The sequence below is a fragment of the Paenarthrobacter sp. JL.01a genome (assembly GCF_025452095.1).
GTDB lineage: Bacteria > Actinomycetota > Actinomycetes > Actinomycetales > Micrococcaceae > Arthrobacter.
In genome coordinates, this window is sequence record NZ_CP104877.1 from 2,545,221 (window position 1) to 2,564,760 (window position 19,540).

The 19,540-nt window shown below is 62.7% G+C and carries 17 protein-coding genes, 2 tRNA genes and 1 riboswitch; of the genes, 5 read left to right on the forward strand and 14 right to left on the reverse strand.

Going from position 1 to position 19,540, the window contains the following annotated elements; all coding sequences use genetic code 11:
• The first annotated feature begins 214 nt into the window (after positions 1-214).
• Positions 215-592 carry a cupin domain-containing protein gene (locus N5P29_RS11965; protein ID WP_262275177.1) on the forward strand — a complete coding sequence of 126 codons (378 nt, stop codon included), beginning with the start codon at positions 215-217 and terminating at the stop codon, positions 590-592.
• 74 nt (positions 593-666) lie between these two features.
• Here the strand turns inward: N5P29_RS11965 and N5P29_RS11970 are convergent.
• Positions 667-739: transfer RNA gene (locus N5P29_RS11970), tRNA-Ala, on the reverse strand.
• 343 nt (positions 740-1,082) lie between these two features.
• Here N5P29_RS11970 and N5P29_RS11975 point away from each other — a divergent pair.
• The gene (locus tag N5P29_RS11975; RefSeq protein ID WP_262275178.1) at positions 1,083-1,673 is read left to right on the forward strand and encodes a ScbR family autoregulator-binding transcription factor; all 591 of its coding nucleotides are present in this window, start codon (positions 1,083-1,085) and stop codon (positions 1,671-1,673) included.
• 16 nt (positions 1,674-1,689) lie between these two features.
• On the opposite strand, the gene N5P29_RS11980 is transcribed toward N5P29_RS11975, so the two are convergent.
• The gene (locus N5P29_RS11980; RefSeq protein ID WP_262275179.1) at positions 1,690-2,301 is read right to left on the reverse strand and encodes a PadR family transcriptional regulator; all 612 of its coding nucleotides are present in this window, start codon (positions 2,299-2,301) and stop codon (positions 1,690-1,692) included.
• A 117-nt stretch (positions 2,302-2,418) separates the two neighbouring features.
• Between N5P29_RS11980 and N5P29_RS11985 the strand changes: the two genes are divergently transcribed.
• The 3 genes from N5P29_RS11985 (at position 2,419) to N5P29_RS11995 (ending at position 6,001) form a co-directional block, all read left to right on the forward strand.
• Positions 2,419-3,516 carry an aromatic ring-hydroxylating oxygenase subunit alpha gene (locus N5P29_RS11985; RefSeq protein WP_262275180.1) on the forward strand — a complete coding sequence of 366 codons (1,098 nt, stop codon included), beginning with the start codon at positions 2,419-2,421 and terminating at the stop codon, positions 3,514-3,516.
• A gap of 27 nt (positions 3,517-3,543) precedes the next feature.
• Positions 3,544-4,545 (forward strand): PDR/VanB family oxidoreductase, encoded by a 1,002-nt coding sequence (locus N5P29_RS11990; protein WP_262275181.1) that lies wholly within the window; start codon positions 3,544-3,546, stop codon positions 4,543-4,545.
• Between the two features lie 136 nt (positions 4,546-4,681).
• Positions 4,682-6,001, forward strand: coding sequence for an MFS transporter (locus tag N5P29_RS11995; protein WP_262275182.1), 1,320 nt, complete (start codon positions 4,682-4,684; stop codon positions 5,999-6,001).
• Between the two features lie 104 nt (positions 6,002-6,105).
• Here N5P29_RS11995 and N5P29_RS12000 read toward each other — a convergent pair.
• The 12 genes from N5P29_RS12000 to N5P29_RS12055 all read right to left on the reverse strand — a co-directional run bounded on the left by N5P29_RS12000 (position 6,106) and on the right by N5P29_RS12055 (position 19,103).
• Positions 6,106-6,181, reverse strand: a tRNA-Ala gene (locus N5P29_RS12000).
• A gap of 117 nt (positions 6,182-6,298) precedes the next feature.
• Positions 6,299-6,703 carry a ribosome silencing factor gene (rsfS, locus tag N5P29_RS12005; protein ID WP_262275183.1) on the reverse strand — a complete coding sequence of 135 codons (405 nt, stop codon included), beginning with the start codon at positions 6,701-6,703 and terminating at the stop codon, positions 6,299-6,301.
• A gap of 57 nt (positions 6,704-6,760) precedes the next feature.
• Positions 6,761-7,984, reverse strand: a complete 1,224-nt coding sequence (locus N5P29_RS12010) for a hypothetical protein (protein WP_262275184.1) — start codon at positions 7,982-7,984, stop codon at positions 6,761-6,763.
• Between the two features lie 9 nt (positions 7,985-7,993).
• Positions 7,994-8,617 (reverse strand): nicotinate-nucleotide adenylyltransferase, encoded by a 624-nt coding sequence (nadD, locus tag N5P29_RS12015; RefSeq protein ID WP_018777813.1) that lies wholly within the window; start codon positions 8,615-8,617, stop codon positions 7,994-7,996.
• A gap of 55 nt (positions 8,618-8,672) precedes the next feature.
• The gene (locus N5P29_RS12020) at positions 8,673-8,912 is read right to left on the reverse strand and encodes a hypothetical protein (protein ID WP_262275185.1); all 240 of its coding nucleotides are present in this window, start codon (positions 8,910-8,912) and stop codon (positions 8,673-8,675) included.
• 82 nt (positions 8,913-8,994) lie between these two features.
• Positions 8,995-10,359 (reverse strand): glutamate-5-semialdehyde dehydrogenase, encoded by a 1,365-nt coding sequence (locus N5P29_RS12025; RefSeq protein WP_262275186.1) that lies wholly within the window; start codon positions 10,357-10,359, stop codon positions 8,995-8,997.
• Complete coding sequence (gene proB / locus N5P29_RS12030) at positions 10,356-11,537, reverse strand: glutamate 5-kinase (protein ID WP_262275187.1); 1,182 nt, start codon at positions 11,535-11,537, stop codon at positions 10,356-10,358. Before proB ends, N5P29_RS12025 begins: the two co-directional genes overlap by 4 nt.
• Positions 11,527-13,113, reverse strand: a complete 1,587-nt coding sequence (gene obgE / locus N5P29_RS12035) for a GTPase ObgE (protein ID WP_262275188.1) — start codon at positions 13,111-13,113, stop codon at positions 11,527-11,529. The genes proB and obgE overlap by 11 nt, the downstream gene beginning before the upstream one ends.
• Positions 13,114-13,265: 152 nt before the next feature.
• On the reverse strand, positions 13,266-13,529 hold the full coding sequence (rpmA, locus tag N5P29_RS12040; protein WP_003803426.1) for a 50S ribosomal protein L27: 264 nt from the start codon (positions 13,527-13,529) through the stop codon (positions 13,266-13,268).
• A 59-nt stretch (positions 13,530-13,588) separates the two neighbouring features.
• Entirely contained in the window at positions 13,589-13,897 is a 309-nt protein-coding gene (gene rplU / locus N5P29_RS12045; protein WP_144659108.1) for a 50S ribosomal protein L21, read from the reverse strand.
• 343 nt (positions 13,898-14,240) lie between these two features.
• The gene (gene thiD, locus N5P29_RS12050) at positions 14,241-15,779 is read right to left on the reverse strand and encodes a bifunctional hydroxymethylpyrimidine kinase/phosphomethylpyrimidine kinase (RefSeq protein WP_262275189.1); all 1,539 of its coding nucleotides are present in this window, start codon (positions 15,777-15,779) and stop codon (positions 14,241-14,243) included.
• A riboswitch (TPP riboswitch) is annotated at positions 15,770-15,868 on the reverse strand. It overlaps the preceding gene by 10 nt.
• Before the next feature lie 85 nt (positions 15,869-15,953).
• A complete protein-coding gene (locus tag N5P29_RS12055; RefSeq protein WP_262275190.1) occupies positions 15,954-19,103 on the reverse strand; it encodes an Rne/Rng family ribonuclease in 3,150 nt (1,049 codons plus the stop codon).
• Positions 19,104-19,540: the final 437 nt, after the last annotated feature.

A 19,540-nucleotide genomic window follows, 5' to 3' on the forward strand; every position in this document is an offset into this window, starting at 1 on the left:
GAGGTTCCCGCTTTCTTATTTGGTCACCGGGCGGAGCCGGCGTATCGACTTTATGGGTGCTTCGGAGGAAGCTTAAGCGTGCATCACGCAAACACCTGACCTGCCTCGGGAACCAGCTGTTGATTCCGAGGGTGGCCGGCATATGTCACGGTGACCCCAGGAGCCGGGCACCGGGACTGCATGTCATCCGGCTCCCAGTCCTTTGCGAGAAGCCATGAGTGTCAATGTTGTCACGAACCTTGAAGTGAAGTCCCACAACTCCCCCGATGAAACGCGCCACGCGGACAAAACTGCAGTGGAGCTTGTCACTGTGGGAGATTACACCATCGCCCGCATGACCTTTGATCCGGGCTGGTCGTGGGCCGACTGTATCAAGCCGGCTGTGGGAACTGATTCCTGCCAGCTCAGCCACGTTGGATTCTGCGTTTCCGGTTCCTTGGAAGTGGAGACAAACGACGGCGCGAAGATCAGCATTACCCCGGGCGCCTCCTACTCCATACCTCCCGGACACAACGCGCGGGTGGTGGGCGACCGGCCGTTCCAGGGCATCGAATTCGTCAGCGGCGCTGAATTTGCCAAAGCCCTCACATAGCAGTTCCCACGAAGGCGACCAGATGACCGAAGCAAAAAGACCCCGCTCTTACGAGCGGGGTCTTTTTTCCGGAGTGGAGCTGAGGGGACTCGAACCCCTGACCCCCTGCATGCCATGCAGGTGCGCTACCAGCTGCGCCACAGCCCCGGATTTGCTGACTTTGGCTGGAAGTTTTCCCTTCCGGCCGAAGCAACTCGTCAATACTAACCACAATCCCAGCGGAAGAGAAATCGCCTGAAGGTGACCTCTGTCACGCTGGCCGACCATCCACCGGGAGGCCCGCGCGGCCGAGGTGCGTGGATATAACCACCGCACCTCCCCCCAAAACCGGCCGCCCGGAAACCTCCCGTTGGATGCGCTGTAAGAAGTCTAGAATCCAGACGATGGAAAACAAAACCGTCCAGTCGGTTTTCGATGATGACGGTGGTAGCGTTGTGAAGTCTCGACGGCGGTCCGTCCTCCGTCGCCCCTATGGTTGAGAGGCCCACCCTTGCCACAGCAACAACGCGCGAAGGAAACCCGGCTGGCTGTCATTGAGGGCGCCGCCGCCGTCTTTGCCGCCACCGGCTACGGAAACGCGAGCCTCTCGGACATCATCAAGAATGCCGCGGTGACGAAGGGGGCCCTGTATTTCCACTTCTCATCCAAGCGGGATCTCGCATTGGCGGTCATCGAGGAACAGCACTCCATTGTCCTGGCGGCGGGGTCGGCCATTCTCGGCTCGGAGACCCCGGCACTGGATAAAATCATCAGCCTCTGCAGGATGTTCGGACGGCAATTGCTCGATGAGCCAATCGTCCAGGCAGGTATCCGACTGACCTTCGAAGCCTCGGCATTCCAGGCCGATGTCTCGGGCCGGTACGAGGACTGGATTGGTACGGTCCAGCAGCTGCTCGAGGAAGCAAAAGCTGAGGGAACAGTGCGGCCGGATCTGGATCCGGCTGCTTTCAGCCGGTACCTGGTGGCGTCCTTCACGGGCGTCCAGATGGTGTCGGACGTGCTCACCGGGCGCGAGGACGTGCTGATGCGGATAGAACACATGTGGGAATTCATGCTGCCGGCACTCGCGCCCGTCAGCTAGCCGTTCCGGCCCGGCCCTACTCCTGCCCGGGATGTGTGGATTTTTCCGGTTCCGCCAGGTCATCTATGAGCTTGAGCCCTCGCTTCGCCCATTCAATCTCCGTCTCGGCTCGAGCGACCAGGCCTTCATAGGTAAAGATCTTGTATTCAATGGTGCGCTGGTGGTCGGCCTTGGGAGTCACGGCCAATCGCTTGTTCAACATCTCATTGGTGCCGGACTTCAATTCCCCGATCATGAGCAGCCACTGGTCGCGACGCATGGCGTGATAGTCGATATGCGCCCGCATATGGTCCCTCGCAGCCTCCGGTTCCACCCATTCAAGGTAGGCGGCCTTCAGGTGAACAGGGTCCCGCTCACGCGAGTACTCCAACGGTGAATACATCCACTCACGGAAGACATCCCTGCCCTCCCCGGTGATCCTATATTGCGTCTTCTTGCCCCGGGGCCCCCAGGAAACCTCCTCCGCCGTCAGCAGCCCGCCTTTTTCCATCTTGCGCAATTCCGGATAAATCTGGGAATCCGGGGCGTGCCACACGAAGCCCACGGAGGACCCGAAGCGTTTGGCGAGGTCGTATCCGGTCATCGGCTCAACCGAAAGCAAGGCCAGGATGGCGTGGCGGAGACTCATGAGAAGTTCCTTTCAAGGTCTTGCCAATCACTATATCTATAGATAGTGTGTGACGCACCCCACCATCTATGGCCATAGATAGTTGGGCGCATTTGGAAATTTTGCGAAAGGTCAACGATGACTGTGCTTCAGTCCAGCAGTTCCACCACCAGCAAGGTTCTTGGGCATCCTGTGAACGCTTGGTACGTCGCCGCTTGGGATCACGAGGTGACCCGTAAACCCATGGCACGCCGCATCGCCAACAGGCCGCTGGCACTCTATCGCACCGAGGATGGCAAAGCTGTTGCTCTTGCCGATGCTTGCTGGCATCGGCTGGCTCCCTTGTCAATGGGGAAGGTGGTGGGGCGGGACGAGATCCAGTGTCCGTACCACGGCATCCGGTACAACTCCGCAGGCCGCTGTACTTCCATGCCTGCGCAAGAGACCATCAATCCCTCCGCCACTGTCCCCTCCTTTCCCGTGGTCGAACGGTACCGGTTCGTTTGGGTCTGGTTGGGCGATCCCGGAAAAGCGGACCCTGACCTCATCCCGGACATGCACCAGATGGACAGTCCGGAATGGGCCGGCGACGGACAACTGATCTACGCTCCGTGCAACTACCAGCTGGTACTCGATAACCTGATGGATCTCACCCATGAGGAATTCGTCCACTCCTCCAGCATCGGCCAGGAGGAATTGAGTGAGTCGGATTTCGTTGTCACCCATGACGGTCGGACCGTCACCGTTACCCGGTGGATGCTCGATATCGAGCCCCCGCCCTTCTGGCTCAAGAACATGCGGGACAAGTTCCCAGGGTTCACCGGGCGGGTCGACCGGTGGCAGATCATCCGCTACGAGGCACCAGCGACAATCCGGATCGACGTCGGCGTCGCCAAGGCGGGTTCCGGTGCCCCTGACGGCGACCGCAGCCAAGGCGTGAACGGCTACGTGATGAACACGATCAGTCCTGAAACCGACAAGACGTGCCACTACTTCTGGGCCTTCATGCGCAACTACTGCCTGGACAGCCAGCTGATCACCACGCAATTGCGCGACGGAGTCGACGGCGTCTTTGCAGAGGACGAAGCCATGCTGACCGCACAGCAGGAAGCCATCGACGCCAACCCCGACTACGAGTTCTACAGCCTCAACATCGACGCTGGAGGAATGTGGGTGCGCCGGATGATAGAGCGGATGCTCGACGCCGAGGGCCGACTGGCCGCCGCCGCGCTCTGAGAACACTGGCTTCGAGGAGAAAAGACAATGGCAGCAAACAACACTGAAGTCTGGCAGTCCGCGACAGTCACCGCAGCGGTCGATGTCGCCGCAGGCATCAGGCGGATTGAACTCGCGCCATCCCTGCCGATTTCCGCAGAACCGGGATCCCACGTTGACGTTATGGTCAGTGTTGACGGCTCGCAGGAGAAGCGTTCCTATTCCGTCGTAGAGTGCTCAGAGGATGGTGGCCGCCTGGTCATCAGTGTTTTGAAGGCCCCCGCTTCCCGAGGCGGCTCTGTGTTCATGCATATGCTCCAGGCCGGCGACACGCTGCGCATGACGCAGCCGCTGCAGAACTTCCCTCTCCGGATCGGGGCGCAGCGATACGTGCTTCTGGCTGGGGGTATCGGCATTACCGCCATCATGAACATGGCCACCGTGCTTCGCAGCGTCAAGGCCGACTACACAGTGATTTATGTCGGGCGCAGCCAAGCCGCAATGGCGTATCTGAAAGAGCTGCGGGACTCACACGGAAACCGGCTCCGGCTTCATGTCGATAACGAAGGCAACGGCCTGGACGTCCGCAGCCTGGTGGGAGAGCTCGACGCGACGACCGAGCTCTACATGTGTGGTCCGATCCGTCTCATGGACGCCGTGCGCCGCGCGTGGGGAGAACATGGCCTTTCTCTGCCCAACCTGCGCTACGAGACGTTTGGCAACTCGGGGTGGTACGACCCCGAAGAGTTCATCGTCAACATCCCGCGTCTGGGTGTCGAAGCCACCGTCGGCCGTGGACGCTCCATGCTCGAGGCACTCGAAGAAGCAGGCGTCGACATGATGTTCGATTGCCGCAAAGGCGAATGCGGGCTGTGCGAAGTGCGGATCCTGGATCTCCAAGGCACTCTCGATCACCGTGACGTGTTCTACAGCCAGCGACAACAGCATGCGACCGAAAAGATGTGCTGCTGCGTTTCCCGCGCCGTCAGCTCTCCCCCTCCCTCCAAGACACAAGGATTCCCGGCCGTCCTGACGATCGACGTTTCCTGAACCCTGTTACCCCGGACATCAGCACCGTCTCGATGCCCTATCCGCTCCACGCCCCGACGGTGGACGGCACGATACGACGAAGTATCTCCAAGAAAGGTTTACCGTGGACGTAAAGAGTGAGATCAAGAACTCACCCATGAGTCGCTTTCAGATAGTGACCGTAACTATCTGCCTTATCCTCATCATGATCGACGGCTTCGACGTCCTGGTCATGTCCTTCACAGCCCCGACGCTTTCGGCCGAATGGAAAGTACCGCCCATCGAGTTGGGCTACCTCCTCAGTGCCGGGCTGTTCGGCATGTCGGCCGGCTCCATCCTGTTGACGCCCTTGGCGGACAGGATCGGGCGCAGGAACCTGACCCTGGTTGCATTGTCGATTATTTCCGTTGGCATGATCTTGTCCGTTACGGCGGCAGATGTTCCCCAGCTGATCGCCTTCAGGGTTTTCACCGGACTGGGCATTGGCGGCATGATTGCCAATCTCAGCGTCCTTGTTTCCGAATACTCCTCGGACCGCCGGCGTGGCATGGCCATGGGGATCTTCTCCGCGGGATACCCGATCGGTGGAGCCGTCGGCGGTGTTATCGCCGGGTCGTTGATTGCCTCCTACGGCTGGCGGGCAGCATTTGCCTTCGGCGCGGTCGTCAGTGTGGCGATGTTGGTTGCCAGCTGGTTCCTCCTGCCCGAATCGCTTGAATACCTGGCCGAGAAGGGTACCGACCGCTCGCTCCCGGCGATTAACAAGATTCTCGGCAGGATGGGCCGCCCGCAGCTGACAGAGCTTCCAGCTGCCCATTCCTTGCGGGAAAATTCCGAGAATGTCTTCAGGGAGGTCTTCGGTTCCAAAATGTTGGGCAAGACGCTCCTTATGTGGACCGGGTACGCGTTCCTCATTGCAGCGTTCTACTTCGCCAACACGTGGACTCCCAAAATCATGGCCGAAGCAGCAGGTGACAACCAGCTCGGCGTCACCGCTGGAATTCTCGTCAGCACTGGCGGCATCGTAGGGGCCCTGGGATTCGGCGTTCTTTCGACCTGGGTCAAGAGCCGACTCCTGAACGCCCTCTGCCTGGTGGTTGCCGGCTTCGCCTACATCGCCTTTGCCGGCTCGTTCGGCGCCACAGGCCTGGCCTTGGCCATTGCAACACTCGTCGGAATGCTCACCAACGCAGGCGTGGCCGGCTACTACACGATTGTGCCCCCTTTATATTCCGCGAAGGCACGGGCATCAGGGTTCGGTTGGATGATCGGGGTTGGACGCCTGGTCTCGATCGTCGCGCCGATTCTGGTGGGATATCTGATAGCTGCCGGGATACCGCCGGTTACCATCTTCTATCTCTTCGCAGTCCCTTTGTTCCTGTCCGCCCTATGCTGTGTGGCACTGGGCAGGGTAATTCGGCGGCACGAGTCAATGGGCTCCGTGCGTACGGAAGAGGACGAGCCCGCAATGAGCTAACGGGAATGGTCCTGTCGGCGCGCTTGGATTAACGACGGACATGAAAAAGGAGAGCTACCAAATTGGTAGCTCTCCTTTTTGTCCTGCTTTCCGCTGGACCAATATGGTGGAGCTGAGGGGACTCGAACCCCTGACCCCCTGCATGCCATGCAGGTGCGCTACCAGCTGCGCCACAGCCCCATATTCTTGCCGCCTGGCGCCTGACCTTTGGGGCCATCCGCGCCGAAGCAACTCAAATATCTTAGAACAGCATTTCCGAAAATTCCAAATCGGGCATATTCGGCATGGGCACTGTTCCTAGGCTTCGGAATCCTCAGCTGCCGTGGTCTTCGCCTGGACCGCGTCGTCGAGCTCAAGGTCAACCACAGGGCAGTCCTTCCACAGGCGCTCCAGGGCGTAAAACACGCGGTCTTCGGCGTGCTGTACGTGGATAACGATGTCGGCGTAGTCAAGGAGGACCCACCGGCCCTCCGAACGGCCTTCACGGCGGACCGGGCGAAGGTCCTGCTTAAGCAGCTCTTCTTCGATCCCATCCACAATGGCATTGACCTGCCGCTCGGTGGGAGCGGAGGCGATGAGGAAAACATCCGTCAGTGCCAGGCGTTCGCTGACATCCAGGGCGACGATGTCTTCTGCCAGCTTGTCGGCTGCAGCACGTGCAGCGTGACGGGCGAGAGTGATGGATTGTTCGTGTGCAGACAAGGGAACTCCTAGTTGTGGCGCGTGGCCGTGAAATGGCGTAAGCCGTGTGGGGCGGAACTATCCGCTGGTAATCATGATGATGCCGACGATCAGGGCCACGAGGCCCAGTGCCAGGACGCCGTACTGCAGCAAGCGGTTCCGCTGGGCCCTGGCCAGGCCGGCGGTGTTCGCGTCCAAGGGATCCAGGCCGTAGGCGGTGCTGGCAGAAACGGGCGGCCTCTGCGATTCTTCACCGGGGACAACCTTTGCCGCGGACTTGTTCCTGGCCGATCTGGCTACTGCCTCGGCCCTTGCCAGGACTCCCGCGCGGCCACGCGGGGCGCGTTCCTTGGCCGGAGCCCGACCGGAATCGAGCTTCGGACCCGACGAGGTGACCACGGGAACGAACGTCGTGCTGGGACGCTTCATCACCGGACGTTCGACGCCGGGGACCTTGACGAACTCCAGCGGAGTCACCATCGCCAAATTGTTCGCCGTTGAAGGACCGGCCGATGTGGACTTGTCCTTGCCCTGCCCGGCCTGGTTTGGCCCGGCTGGGGTTGGTCCGGCTTGGTTCTGCTCGGCAAGCTTCTGCTTTGCTGCAGCGCGCTTGTTCAGCACCGCCGCGCGCTCAGCCAAGGCGATCTGCTGGGCCAGGACATCAGGATCAACAGCCAACGGATCCTGCTCGGCGATATGTTCAAGCTTGGAGGTCTGGTTCTGGACCTGCGCAGCAATCAGTTCGCGGACGGCCAGCGCCTGTTCCACAGACATCTCCGACTCCGCAGGTCCCTTGGGACCGTCGGAGGGCGCAGCTTTCTTTGGCTGCGAGGCGTCTTGCTGCTGCGCAGCATCCTGCTGCTGTTCAGATGTTTGCTGCCCTTCAGGGGCTTGCTGCTCGCCGCCATCCTTGAGCGCGGCCTCGCCCTTGGCGCCCGGCAAAGGAACAACCGGGTTCATTGACGTGGCGACTTCTGCCTGAAGCTGCTGAAGCCGAAGCTGCCGACGCGTGGGCGGACCGCCACCGGACAGCTGCTCTTCCTTGTCGGCGAGTTCCTTGATGGTCCGCAGGGCTGCACGGTCACGTGCCCGGATCTGGGACGAGCGTTCCTGTGCTGCACCCCCCAATGCATCTACGGGAGCATCGGCGGCACGGCGGTTCCGGGCATTTGAACGCTCTGCGCCGACGGCGGCATCTGCCTGCTGGGGCGCGATGGCCTCCGGCTGGGCCTCAGGGTTCTCTTCCCGGGCGCGGCGAAGTTCACGCCTGCTGCGGATAGGTCGCTGTTCCTGGCTGCTCATATTAGAAACTCATTCAGTACGTGCTTGGTCGTCTGATCCGGAAAGTGCCGGTGACAGTTCTCCTGGTACGGCGTCCGGCGCATACAGTCCATACTTGGCGATGTACTGCACAACGCCATCCGGCACCAGGTACCACACAGGGTTGCCGGCACCGACACGGATACGGCAATCCGTGGAGGAGATCGCCATGGCAGGAACTTCCAGCAGGCTGACATCGTCAGTCCGCCCGAGGTCATTCAGCTCGTGCCCGGGCCGGGTCACTCCCACGAAGTGGGCCAAGGACCAGAGTTCGTCGACATCTTTCCAGGACAAGATCTGCGCCAATGCATCCGCGCCCGTGATGAAGAACAGGTCCGCATCCGGACGCTGGGCCCGAAGATCGCGCAAGGTGTCGATGGTGAACGTCGGGCCTGGCCGGTCCACGTCGACACGGCTGACGGTGAACCGGGGGTTTGACGCAGTGGCGATGACAGTCATCAAGTACCTGTGCTCAGGTTCGCTGACCAGTTTGTGCGACTTCTGCCACGGCTGACCCGTAGGCACGAAAACGACTTCGTCGAGGTCGAACTTGGCTGCGACTTCACTAGCAGCCACAAGGTGGCCGTGATGGATGGGATCGAAGGTTCCACCCATCACGCCCAGCCGAAGCCTGCGCTCCGACTCCGCGCGAGGTGTTGCGGCAATAATGTTAGTGGCCCTGGCCGTGGGTGTGCTTGTTCGGGTGCTGGCGGTGCGGGTCAGCGTGCTCTTCCACTGCCTCGTGGCGGTTGCCCAGGTTGGTGTAGGACAGGGTTACGAACATAAGAACCAGCAGGAGGGCAAACATGGAGACGCCGAAGACCCACGGCTCGGCCCACAACGGGGCGAGTTCCTCGTGGCCGCCTTCTGTCTGGGCGGCAATGGACGTGGCGATCTGCTGAAACAGCATCTTCTCCCCTAGTTGGTTCTCAAAGGATTTCGACGGCGGGACTCCCCGCCGTTCCTGGCTTCTGTTCTATGTTACCGCGTTGCTAGCCGCGGACTTGGCCTTCGCCCTGCACGATCCACTTTGTGGTGGTCAATTCGCTCAGGCCCATGGGGCCGCGGGCGTGAAGCTTTTGCGTGGAGATGCCGACCTCGGCACCCAGGCCGAGTTCGCCGCCGTCGGTAAACCGGGTCGATGCATTCACAATCACGGCAGCGGAGTCGATCTCGGCGATGAACCGTTCGGCGTTGGCCAGGTTGTTCGTCAAGATTGCTTCAGTGTGTCCGGTGGTCCACTTGCGGATGTGCTTTACGGCGTCATCCAGGCTGTCCACCATGGCCACTGCGAGGTCAAGGTCCATGTATTCAGTGGCCCAGTCGTCGTCGTCAGCGGGAACGGTGTCGACAATGTTGCCAAGCGCCGCAGCAATCCGGTCGTCGACGTGGAGCGTCACTCCGGCTTTCCGCAGGGCGGCCGCAACCGCCGGCAGCGTGGTGGAACCCGAGTGCACCAGCAGCGTCTCCACGGTGTTGCAAACACTGGGACGCTGGGTCTTTGCGTTGAGGAGAATCTCCACGGCCATCTCTTCACCGGCAGATTCGTCGATGAAGATGTGGACGTTGCCTTCTCCGGTTTCAATGACGGGAACCGAAGAGTTGTTCACCACGGTCTGGATGAGGTCCCGTCCGCCCCGGGGAATGAGGACATCAACACGGCCACGGGCCCGCATCAGGACGTTGGCACCCTCGCGGCCGTACTGGTCGACTGTCTGGACGGCATCAGCGGGAAGCCCCACCGAATCCAGCGCGTCGCGGAGGATCCGGACCAAGGCCTCGTTCGTGTTCGCGGCAGCAGAACCACCCCGGAGGATCACCGCATTGCCGCTCTTCAGGGCCAGGCCGGCAATGTCGACCGTGACGTTGGGACGGGCTTCATAGATGGCAGCGACAACGCCCATGGGGACGTTGACCTGGCGAAGGCGAAGGCCGTTGGGCAGCGTCTGCCCCCTGACCACATTGCCCACGGGATCGGGCAAGCCGGCCAGGTTCTCCAACGCAGCAACCAGGCCGTCAATACGCTCCGGAGTCAGCGTGAGGCGGTCAAGAAGCGCTGCGGAGGTGCCGTTGGAGCGGCCCGCGGCGACATCCTTGGCGTTGGCCTCGAGTACTTGCTTACGGTTCTCCAGCAAGGCGGCACCGATGGCACGAAGCGCACGGTCCTTCCACGCACGGTTTGCCTGTCCAAGGCGGCGGGCAGCCTTGCGTGAACGGTCGGCAATGGCGTGGACGGCAGCCTCAAGCTCTTCCGGTGACAACGGAAGGCGTCCTGCCGCAGGGCTCTCCGGTGCGTGGCCGGTGGTACCGGTAACGTCGGAAATCACGGGGGCGTCAGGGGTCAGCGCTTCAGTCATGCACCCAGTTTAGATGAGCGGGGCCTCTGCAGAAGCACCAGATCGTCAACATGAACAACTTCACGGTCATAGCCCTGCCCCAGGGACTGGCCAAGCTCCTGCGTGGTCCGGCCCAGCATGCGGGGAAGCTCCTGGGATGAGTAGTTCACCAGGCCACGGGCCACGATGCTCCCGTCCAGTGACACCATCTCCACGGGATCCCCGGCTTCGAAGTCACCGCTGACCCCCGCGATTCCTGCCGGAAGCAGCGAGCGGTGCCGGTCGCGCACGGCCTTCACGGCGCCGTCGTCGAGGGTCAACCTGCCGTGAACCGTAGCCAGATGGGCCAGCCACAGAAGGCGGACAGGTTTACGGTTGCCGTTCACCGCGAACCAGGTTCCGACGTCCTCGCCCGCAAGGGCGGCTGCGGCGTTGGCCGTGGAAGTTACCAATGCGTGGATGCCGGAGCCCGCGGCGATGGAGGCGGCCTCGACTTTAGTCATCATGCCACCGGTTCCGACACCGGCCTTGCCGGCCTTGCCGATGGTCACGTCCTCCAGATCCTGGGGGCCGCGGACCAGCGGGATGCGACGGGCACCCTGGGAGGGAGGACCGTCATAGACGGCGTCGACGTCGGAGAGCAACACGAGCGCGTCGGCGCGGACGAGGTGCGCCACGAGTGCCGCGAGGCGGTCGTTGTCGCCAAAACGGATTTCGTGGGTGGCCACGGTGTCATTTTCATTGACCACCGGCACCACACCGAGGTTCAGCAATCGGTCCAAGGCACGGAAGGCGTTGGTGTGCTGGGTTCGGCGCATCAGGTCATCGGCTGTCAGCAGAACCTGGCTCACAGTGACCCCGTGGGCGTTGAAGGCCTGCGTGTAGCGCGCCATGAGGAGTCCCTGACCGACGCTCGCTGCTGCTTGCTGCGTGGCGAGGTCCTTGGGCCGTTTTGCCAGGCCCAAGGGTGCCAATCCGGCGGCGATGGCGCCCGAAGACACCAGGATGATCTCAGTGCCTGCGTTTCGCTTACCGGCGAGGGCATTGACCAGTTGGGTCAGGGATTTCTCCGAGATGCCGCCCTTGATGCTGGTCAAGGAGGAGGATCCCACCTTGACCACAATCCGTTTGGCGTCAGCTATCCCTTGGCGTTCCAATCCTGCCGCTTCCCCGGGAGCTTCGACGGTCCTAGTCGTCATCACCGGAATCCAGGGTGCTCTCCCTCACTGTCCGCGCACGGCGACCGCTGACGGATTCAGTCCAAATGCCCGCCTTGCGCTCGGCTTCGAGCTCAGCACGTGCGGCAGCCTTGGCTTCGCGGCGCTCGATCTGCTCTTCGCGCTTTTGCGAGCGGGTGGGCCGGTCGCCGATGTCGGCGATACGGATGTCGGTGCCTCGCGGCGTTGCCAGCAGTTCGGCACCGGCCATCATGGTGGGCTCCCAGTCGAAGACGACGCCATCATCCTCACCGATGACCACGGTGTCGCCAGGCTTGGCGCCGACCTTGAACAGCTCAGTCTCAACGCCAAGCTTCGCGAGCCTGTCGGCGAGGTAGCCGATGGCTTCCTCGTTGGTGAAGTCGGTCTGCTTGACCCAGCGCACGGGCTTTTCGCCCAGAACGCGGAACAGCGGTTCGAGGTTCTTTTCCTCACGGCGGATCTTGAAGCCGGATTCGTTGACGGCACGCGGCCGCAGGACCGGCGCAGCCACCTTCGGCGGAGCGGTCCGGACGGCGTCGCGCGCGGCCTTGACGATCTCAGCCATGGCGAATCCGAGCTGGCGCAGGCCCGCGTGGCTGGTCGCCGACACTTCGAAGACGCGGTAACCGCGTGCTTCGAGGTCGGGGCGGACAAACTCTGCCATGTCCTTGCCGTCAGGAAGGTCCACCTTGTTGAGAACGACCAGCTTGGGGCGCTCGTTCAACGGAACAACTTCGCCGTCGGCGCCGGCATAACTCATGTCCACCGCGTACTTCTCAAGTTCGGCTTCGATGATGGCGAGGTCGGACAAAGGATCGCGGTCCGATTCCAGCGTGCCGCAATCAAGGACGTGGACAAGAGCCGCGCAACGCTCGACGTGGCGCAGGAAGTTGTGGCCAAGGCCCTTGCCTTCGCTGGCACCTTCGATGAGGCCCGGGACATCGGCGATGGTAAAGCGGACATCGCCCGCTTCCACCACGCCGAGGTTGGGAATCAGGGTGGTGAAGGGGTAGTCCGCAATCTTCGGGCGCGCGGCGGACATGGCGGCAATCAGGCTCGACTTGCCGGCGGACGGGAAACCGACGAGTGCGATGTCGGCAATGGACTTCAGTTCCAGGACGATGTCGCTGGATTCGCCTTCGATGCCGAGCAGCGCGAAACCAGGGGCCCGGCGCTTCTGCGATGACAGGGCCGCGTTGCCGAGGCCGCCCTGGCCACCAGCGGCTGCAACATACTCGGTGCCTTCACCGACGAGGTCGGCCAGGACCTCGCCGTCCTTGGTCTTGACCACAGTGCCGTCAGGCACGGGAAGAATGAGGGTTTCGCCGTTCTTGCCACCGCGCCAGTCGCCCATGCCTGGGCCACCGTTGGTGGCGTGGCGGTGGGGTGCGTGGTGGTAGTCCAGCAACGTGGTTGTCTGCGCGGAGACGCGGAGGATGACGTCGCCGCCATTGCCGCCGTTGCCTCCGTCGGGACCACCGAGCGGCTTGAACTTCTCGCGCTTCACGGAGACACAGCCGTGGCCGCCGGTTCCGCCGGATACATGCAGTACTACCCGGTCTACAAAGCTCGCCACGTGGATCTCCTCAGTTGCTGTTTCCAGCGTTGTTGCTGTTGCCAGCGCTGTTGCAAAACCAGTGCGCCCGGGGCGCCCTAGTCGATTGTAATGCGGTTAAAAGAACGGTGGAGCGGGCCGTTTGGCCCGCTCCACCGGTTCAGAACTTGTTGTTACTCTGCAGCTGCAGCAGCAACGATGTTCACTACGCGACGGCCGCGGCGAGTACCAAACTCAACCGCACCGGCCTGCAGGGCGAACAGGGTGTCGTCGCCACCGCGGCCAACGCCTGCACCGGGGTGGAAGTGGGTTCCACGCTGGCGGACGATGATCTCGCCGGCGGAAACTACCTGACCACCGAAGCGCTTGACGCCCAGGTACTGTGCGTTGGAGTCACGACCGTTGCGAGTGGAACTCGCGCCTTTTTTGTGTGCCATCTGAAATGCCTGCCTCTAAATTTCTGGGAAACTGAAAATCTGAACAGCGGTAACGAAAGTTACGCGATGCTGGTGATCTTGATCTTGGTCAGTTCCTGACGGTGACCCTGACGCTTCTTGTAGCCGGTCTTGTTCTTGAACTTCTGGATGACGATCTTCGGACCACGGAGGTCTTCGAGGATTTCAGCCGTGACCTTGACGTTGGCCAGTTCCGCAGCAGCGGAGGTGACCTTGTCGCCGTCAACCAGGAGCAAGGCGGGCAGCTCAAGCGTGCTGCCGGCTCCACCGGGGACGCGGTTCAGCGTTACGTAGTCTCCAACGGAAACTTTTTCTTGGCGGCCGCCTGCGCGGACAATCGCGTACACCACTTGGGTACTCACTTCTCTCGACGTTTATAACTAAATTTGCGTGCGGAACCCGGAGCCGAAAAATCAGGCTGGGTTCGCGCTGTGCCTCAACGCCGTGGACTCCTGTTCGAAGCCCGCGAGTCATCCCATGGACAATTCCACGGGGCATAACCCAAGTGTTGGCGTAAGCACCGAAGATCAAGATTACGCTAGTTTGACCCTCAGCTGCAAATGAGGCCGGATCCGGAGGCTGCCACGTGACTTGCGTCACGAGTCGTAACGGACTCTCCCGGCACCGTGCCCATACAGCCTACAGGTCCGGCAACGCTTCACGCGATCCGGCGCGCGGAGCAAACCGGCCTTGCTACCCGATTGCCGCATGGCCCAGGGCGTAAAGCCGGGGAGCATCGAAGAACGCGGTCTCGTAGCGGCAGGACTGCCGGAAGGCCTCGAGCATGTCCAGCCGCTCACGATCAGAGGCTGCGACGGCCGCTGCGTCGGTAAAGGTGATGGCCTCGCGGGTAGCGGCGGCAAAGGCCTCGTCGGCATACGCCCTCAGCCACTCCGCGTAAGGATGGGCGGCTGACGCGCCAGCCTCCACAAAAGCGGCGTGGAGCTTTTGCCCCACCTCCGCGTACAACCAGTAGCAAGGGAGGATCGCGGCCAGGACCACTGCGTAGCTGCCCGACGTCGAAGCGGCCAGCAGGTGGTCCACATAGGCTTTGGTCACCGGCCCGGTCACGTCCGACGCCTCACGGGTGCTCAGCCAGTTCCTGTGCAGTTCGGATTCAACTTCCAGGCACTGCTGGGAGCCCTTGGCCCAGAAAAGCTGTTCCTCTTCAGTCGGCGCCAAGGCACCTGCCCGGGCCAGCACGCGGGAATAGCCATTCAAATAGATGGCGTCCTGTGCCAGGTAGTAGCTGAACGCCGTCTCAGGCAACTGCCCGGACTGCAGTTCCTGGATGAAGTTCAGCTCATGGATTCTTTCAAGTTCAGGGACGGCCTCTTTCCACAACGTGGCAGCGAACCCGCCGGTGTGGAGCTTGCGCTGGTGGTGGAAGTGGTCCACGGGCCCGTTGCCTTCGCCCACCTCCAACCCAGCTGACCCCCTCAGCGCTTGGAGCAGCCACGGTTTCACCTCTCGCAGCGAAGCTTCCCAGTCACCCGTACGTACCTGGACCGTAGCCAGCGCCGAAGACAACGAGCACCCAGTGCCATGGCTGTTCTTTGTGTCAATCCGGGGACCGGCTACCTCCACGATGTCCTGTTCCAACAAGCCACCGGTGTTGATCAACGCGTCCGGACACTCCGATCCCGCCAAGTGCCCGCCCTTGACCAGCACGGTGTTGCCGCACTCTGCGGCCAGTCGCTTGCCTTGTTCCAGGGCCGACGCCCAATCGGGCGCCTCAGGCTCGCCCAACAGGATGGCAAGCTCCGGCAGGTTGGGCGTGATGAGGTCCGCCAACGGAAGAAGGGAACGAAGAGCGTCCCCTGCCGACTCCGTCAGGAGGCGGTCACCGCTGGTGGCTACCATCACCGGGTCAAGGACGACGACGGCGGGACGCACTTCCCCGAGCCACCTGCGGACTTCATCGATCACCTCTGCGTCCCCCAGCATCCCGATCTTGACGGCATCGATGGCGATGTCGCTGCTGATCGCGGTCAACTGTTGCCGCAGGAACTCCACCGGAGGTACGTGCACCGCACTGACACCCTGGGTGTTCTGTGCAGTCAGGGCAGTGATGGCAGCCATTCCGTAGCCGCCGTGCGCGGCGATGCTCTTCAGGTCTGCCTGGATTCCGGCTCCTCCGGAGGGATCGGAACCTGCGATGCTCAGTACCCGCGGGGTCTGCCTGCGGTCAGTCACCAACGGGTACACAGAGGAATACGACAACTCAGCCATGAGGACATCCCTTCGCCGGTGCTAACCGGACAGGTTCAACGGGTCTGGATCTCAGCCCGGCCCAACGCCTGGCACCCCGTGTCAGTCCCCCAGCCTAACGCACCGGTAATGGCAAGGGCCCCGCAATGCCCGCTCTTGGCGGATATTACAGGGCCCTTGGAACCGCTGGGTCGATCAGAGCTCGGAAGCCGGCACGCCGACACCAAGGATGATGGGTCCCTCTGAAGCCGGCTTTCTGACCGGTTCTGCCGGCGCCTTGGACTCGTGGGCTGAACCCTGGGCAGCCGAAGCAGCTTCCTCGTGGTGCTCAACACTGGTCTCGTTGGCTGCACCTTGTGCCCTGCTGGCACTGCGGTTCCGGCGGCCCCGGCGGCCACGCGAAGCCGAAGGAGCTTCCTCTGACGCGGGAACCCGGGCTGCGGCGGCCGGAGCCGCTGCACTTTCCTGGGTGCCCTCTTCCTCGGCCGCCGGAGCGGCCCCGAGGTGCGAGAACGCCTCAGCCAAACGGTCCAAGCTCATGGCGGGCTCGGAGCTCTGCGGCTCGTCGTGGTGTTCGACGAACGGCAACGCAACCTCTTCGCCGCCGAAACGCAGCACCGGGGTGGAGCGTGCTTCACGGACGGCAGCCTCGTGGGCCTCTGCGGCCTGGTCCGCCGGAGCGTCCACTGCCACAGCGCCAACGGGTCCCGCACCGGCGTCGTGCTGTCCGGCAGCCCGGGCCAGCTCTTCGGCCTTGTGGATTTCGTCATCGTGAAGGTGGGCAGCATGCGCGGCCGCCGCGATGGTTGCCAAGGCTGCCCTTGTCGCTTCAGCTTTCGCCTGGCGCGCAGGATCCTGCGGTTCCGGGTGTGCAACCGGTGCGGCCGGGGCGGCGGGTACCGTGTGGGCCTGGGCGGGTGCCTCGACAGCGCCCTGCGCTCCGCCCTTGCCGCGGCGGCGCTTGCGTTCGGTGCGGGCGGCAGGCTGCTGGGCCTCGGTGTTGGGACGGTGTTGCTCGGCGGCCACAACGTTGGCGCGGCGGTGCTCCACGGGCTCGTCGTGCGTCACGACACCCCGGCCTGCGCAGTGCTCGCATTGCTCTCCGAAAACTTCAAGGAGTCCGGTACCCATGCGCTTGCGTGTCATCTGTACCAAACCGAGCGAGGTCACTTCGGCAACCTGGTGCTTGGTACGGTCGCGGCCCAGGCATTCAACCAGGCGGCGCAGCACAAGGTCGCGGTTGGATTCCAGGACCATGTCGATGAAGTCGATGACAATGATGCCGCCGATGTCACGCAGGCGAAGTTGACGGACTACTTCCTCGGCAGCTTCAAGGTTGTTCTTGGTGACTGTCTCTTCCAGGTTGCCGCCGCTGCCGGTGAATTTACCGGTGTTGACGTCCACCACGGTCATGGCCTCGGTGCGGTCGATGACCAGCGAACCACCGGAGGGCAGGAAGACCTTGCGTTCGAGTGCCTTGTGGATCTGCTCGTCGATGCGCCAAGCGGAGAAGATGTCCTGGTCCTTGGTCCACTTTTCGAGCCGGCCCACCAGGTCGGGAGCAACGTAGGTGACGTAGGCCTCGATGGTGTCCCAGGCGTCGTCACCGGAGACGATCAGCTTGGAGAAGTCCTCGTTGAAGACGTCGCGGACCACCTTGATGGTAAGGTCCGGTTCGCCGTAGAGCAGCTCCGGCGCCAGCACCTTGGTGGAGGAAGCCTGCCCTTCGATACCTTCCCACTGCGCGCGGAGCCGGTTGATGTCGTGGGTCAGTTCTTCTTCCGAGGCACCTTCAGCGGCGGTGCGGACAATGACGCCGGCGTTTTCCGGCAGTCGGTCCTTGAGGATGCGCTTGAGGCGGTTGCGTTCGACGTCGGGCAGCTTGCGGGAGATGCCGGTCATGGACCCACCGGGCACGTACACCAAGTAGCGGCCCGGGAGGGAAATCTGGCTTGTGAGGCGGGCACCCTTGTGGCCCACGGGATCCTTGGTGACCTGGACCAGGACGGAGTCGCCGGACTTCAGCGCGTTCTCGATCCGGCGCGGCTGGCCTTCGAGGTTGACCGCGTCCCAGTTCACTTCGCCGGCGTAGAGGACCGCGTTGCGGCCGCGACCGATGTCCACGAAGGCAGCTTCCATGGACGGAAGAACGTTCTGGACCTTGCCCAGGTACACGTTGCCGATCAGGGAGTCCTGCTGCGTCTTGGACACAAAGTGCTCAGCCAGCACGCCGTCCTCAAGGACACCGATCTGGATTCTGTCGTCGCGCTGGCGGACGATCATCTGCCGGTCCACCGACTCGCGGCGCGCCAGGAACTCCGCTTCCGTGATCACCTGGCGGCGGCGTCCGGTCTCGCGGGACTCGCGGCGACGCTGCTTCTTCGCCTCAAGCCGCGTGGAGCCCTTGACGCTGGCTACCCGGTTGGAGGGGGCAGTTTCCGTGATGGGGCGCGGTGCGCGGACACGGGTGACCGTGTTGGGCGGGTCGTCGTCCGAGCCGCCGGTCAGTTCAAGGTCCTGATCCCCGCGGCGGCGCCGACGACGACGACGCGACGTGACGCCCTCTTCGAGGGCTTCAGCTGCCGGAGCCTCTTCGTCCCCGGAGTCGCTGCTGTCTTCGCTGTCATTCTCGCGCTCGGTCCCGCGGCGGCCACGGCGGCCACGGCTCCGGCGGCGACGACGGTTGCCACCTTCGTCCAGTTCGCCTTCAGCGCCGGTTTCGGCGTCGTCTTCAGCCTCGTCGTCCTTCTCTTCCGCTGTCGCGGCACGCGGAACGGTGGTGAGGTCAGGGGCCTGGAAAATCATGGAGGTGATGGAAACGGGCTCCATGAACAGTGACGTCGCAGCAGGGGCGGCTTCTTCAGCGGGCGTGGCGTCCTCGACAGCTTCTTCCTCAGCGACAGGCGACTCCGGCTGGGAGCCGGCATCCGGCGTCGTGGTTTCCGCGGCAGGTTCTTCGACCACTTCCGCCGCAACCGGGGCCTCTTCCGCTTCTACCTTCGGCTTGGCAGCACGACGACGGCGGACCGGCTTTTCGGGGGCAGCTTCCACGATTGCATCGGGCTGGCTTTCGGCAGTGGCTTCCTGCTCGACGGCGGAGTCGTCACCGAGTCCGGGCAGCGGCTCGGCCGGTTCAACCTTTTTGCGGGCGCGGGTCCGGCGTACCGGCTTCTCAGTCGCTTCAGCTGCCTCTTCCGCAGCGGGAGCCTCAGCTACGGGCGTCCCTGCTTCTTCGACTGCCTTCGGCGCAGCCTTGCGCCGGGTCCTGGTGGTTTTCTTGGGCGCTTCCGCGGTTTCCGCGGGGGCTGCCTCATCATTAACGGCTACAACCTGGTCATTATCCATATATGGCAACACTCCTGCCCCAGCGACGCCGCCACATCCGGCGCCCAGTGGGGCACATATTGTCAAAACCCGCAGGCGTTGACAGAAGTCGATAGTATGCCTTCCGGTTCGCACCATCCTTGGGGTGCGGCAGTCCTGGAAGACCGGCGGCTCAGCTCTGAAACCCGTTGTTCTGCTGCCACAACCAGGTGCCGTCCATTGTCATGGCGGGCGTACCGAGGATCGACGTGATCCTTGCATGCCCAGCTCATGCTGGCGGTCTTGGGAACAAGTCACCGGACCGGAATCCGAATGTGGGTCGGCTTCCAGCCGTTTTCATTCTCTCACACCCGTACGACTTTGCCCGATAGGGCGCTGTGTCGCACCGGGCGGCCAAAGCTGGTCGAGGAAAAGCTGGGCGCTACGCCCAGCCTCCGGCGTTACAATCCTCCCAAGAG

Coding starts and splice junctions, on each gene's coding strand:
- N5P29_RS11965 (WP_262275177.1), top strand. CDS start 215: ATGAGTGTCAATGTTGTCACGAACCTTGAAGTGAAGTCCCACAACTCC.
- N5P29_RS11980 (WP_262275179.1), bottom strand. CDS start 2,301: ATGAGTCTCCGCCACGCCATCCTGGCCTTGCTTTCGGTTGAGCCGATG.
- N5P29_RS11985 (WP_262275180.1), top strand. CDS start 2,419: ATGACTGTGCTTCAGTCCAGCAGTTCCACCACCAGCAAGGTTCTTGGG.
- N5P29_RS11990 (WP_262275181.1), top strand. CDS start 3,544: ATGGCAGCAAACAACACTGAAGTCTGGCAGTCCGCGACAGTCACCGCA.
- N5P29_RS11995 (WP_262275182.1), top strand. CDS start 4,682: ATGAGTCGCTTTCAGATAGTGACCGTAACTATCTGCCTTATCCTCATC.
- N5P29_RS12010 (WP_262275184.1), bottom strand. CDS start 7,984: ATGAGCAGCCAGGAACAGCGACCTATCCGCAGCAGGCGTGAACTTCGC.
- nadD (WP_018777813.1), bottom strand. CDS start 8,617: ATGGGTGGAACCTTCGATCCCATCCATCACGGCCACCTTGTGGCTGCT.
- N5P29_RS12020 (WP_262275185.1), bottom strand. CDS start 8,912: ATGCTGTTTCAGCAGATCGCCACGTCCATTGCCGCCCAGACAGAAGGC.
- N5P29_RS12025 (WP_262275186.1), bottom strand. CDS start 10,359: ATGACTGAAGCGCTGACCCCTGACGCCCCCGTGATTTCCGACGTTACC.
- proB (WP_262275187.1), bottom strand. CDS start 11,537: ATGACGACTAGGACCGTCGAAGCTCCCGGGGAAGCGGCAGGATTGGAA.
- rpmA (WP_003803426.1), bottom strand. CDS start 13,529: ATGGCACACAAAAAAGGCGCGAGTTCCACTCGCAACGGTCGTGACTCC.
- thiD (WP_262275189.1), bottom strand. CDS start 15,779: ATGGCTGAGTTGTCGTATTCCTCTGTGTACCCGTTGGTGACTGACCGC.
- N5P29_RS12055 (WP_262275190.1), bottom strand. CDS start 19,103: ATGGATAATGACCAGGTTGTAGCCGTTAATGATGAGGCAGCCCCCGCG.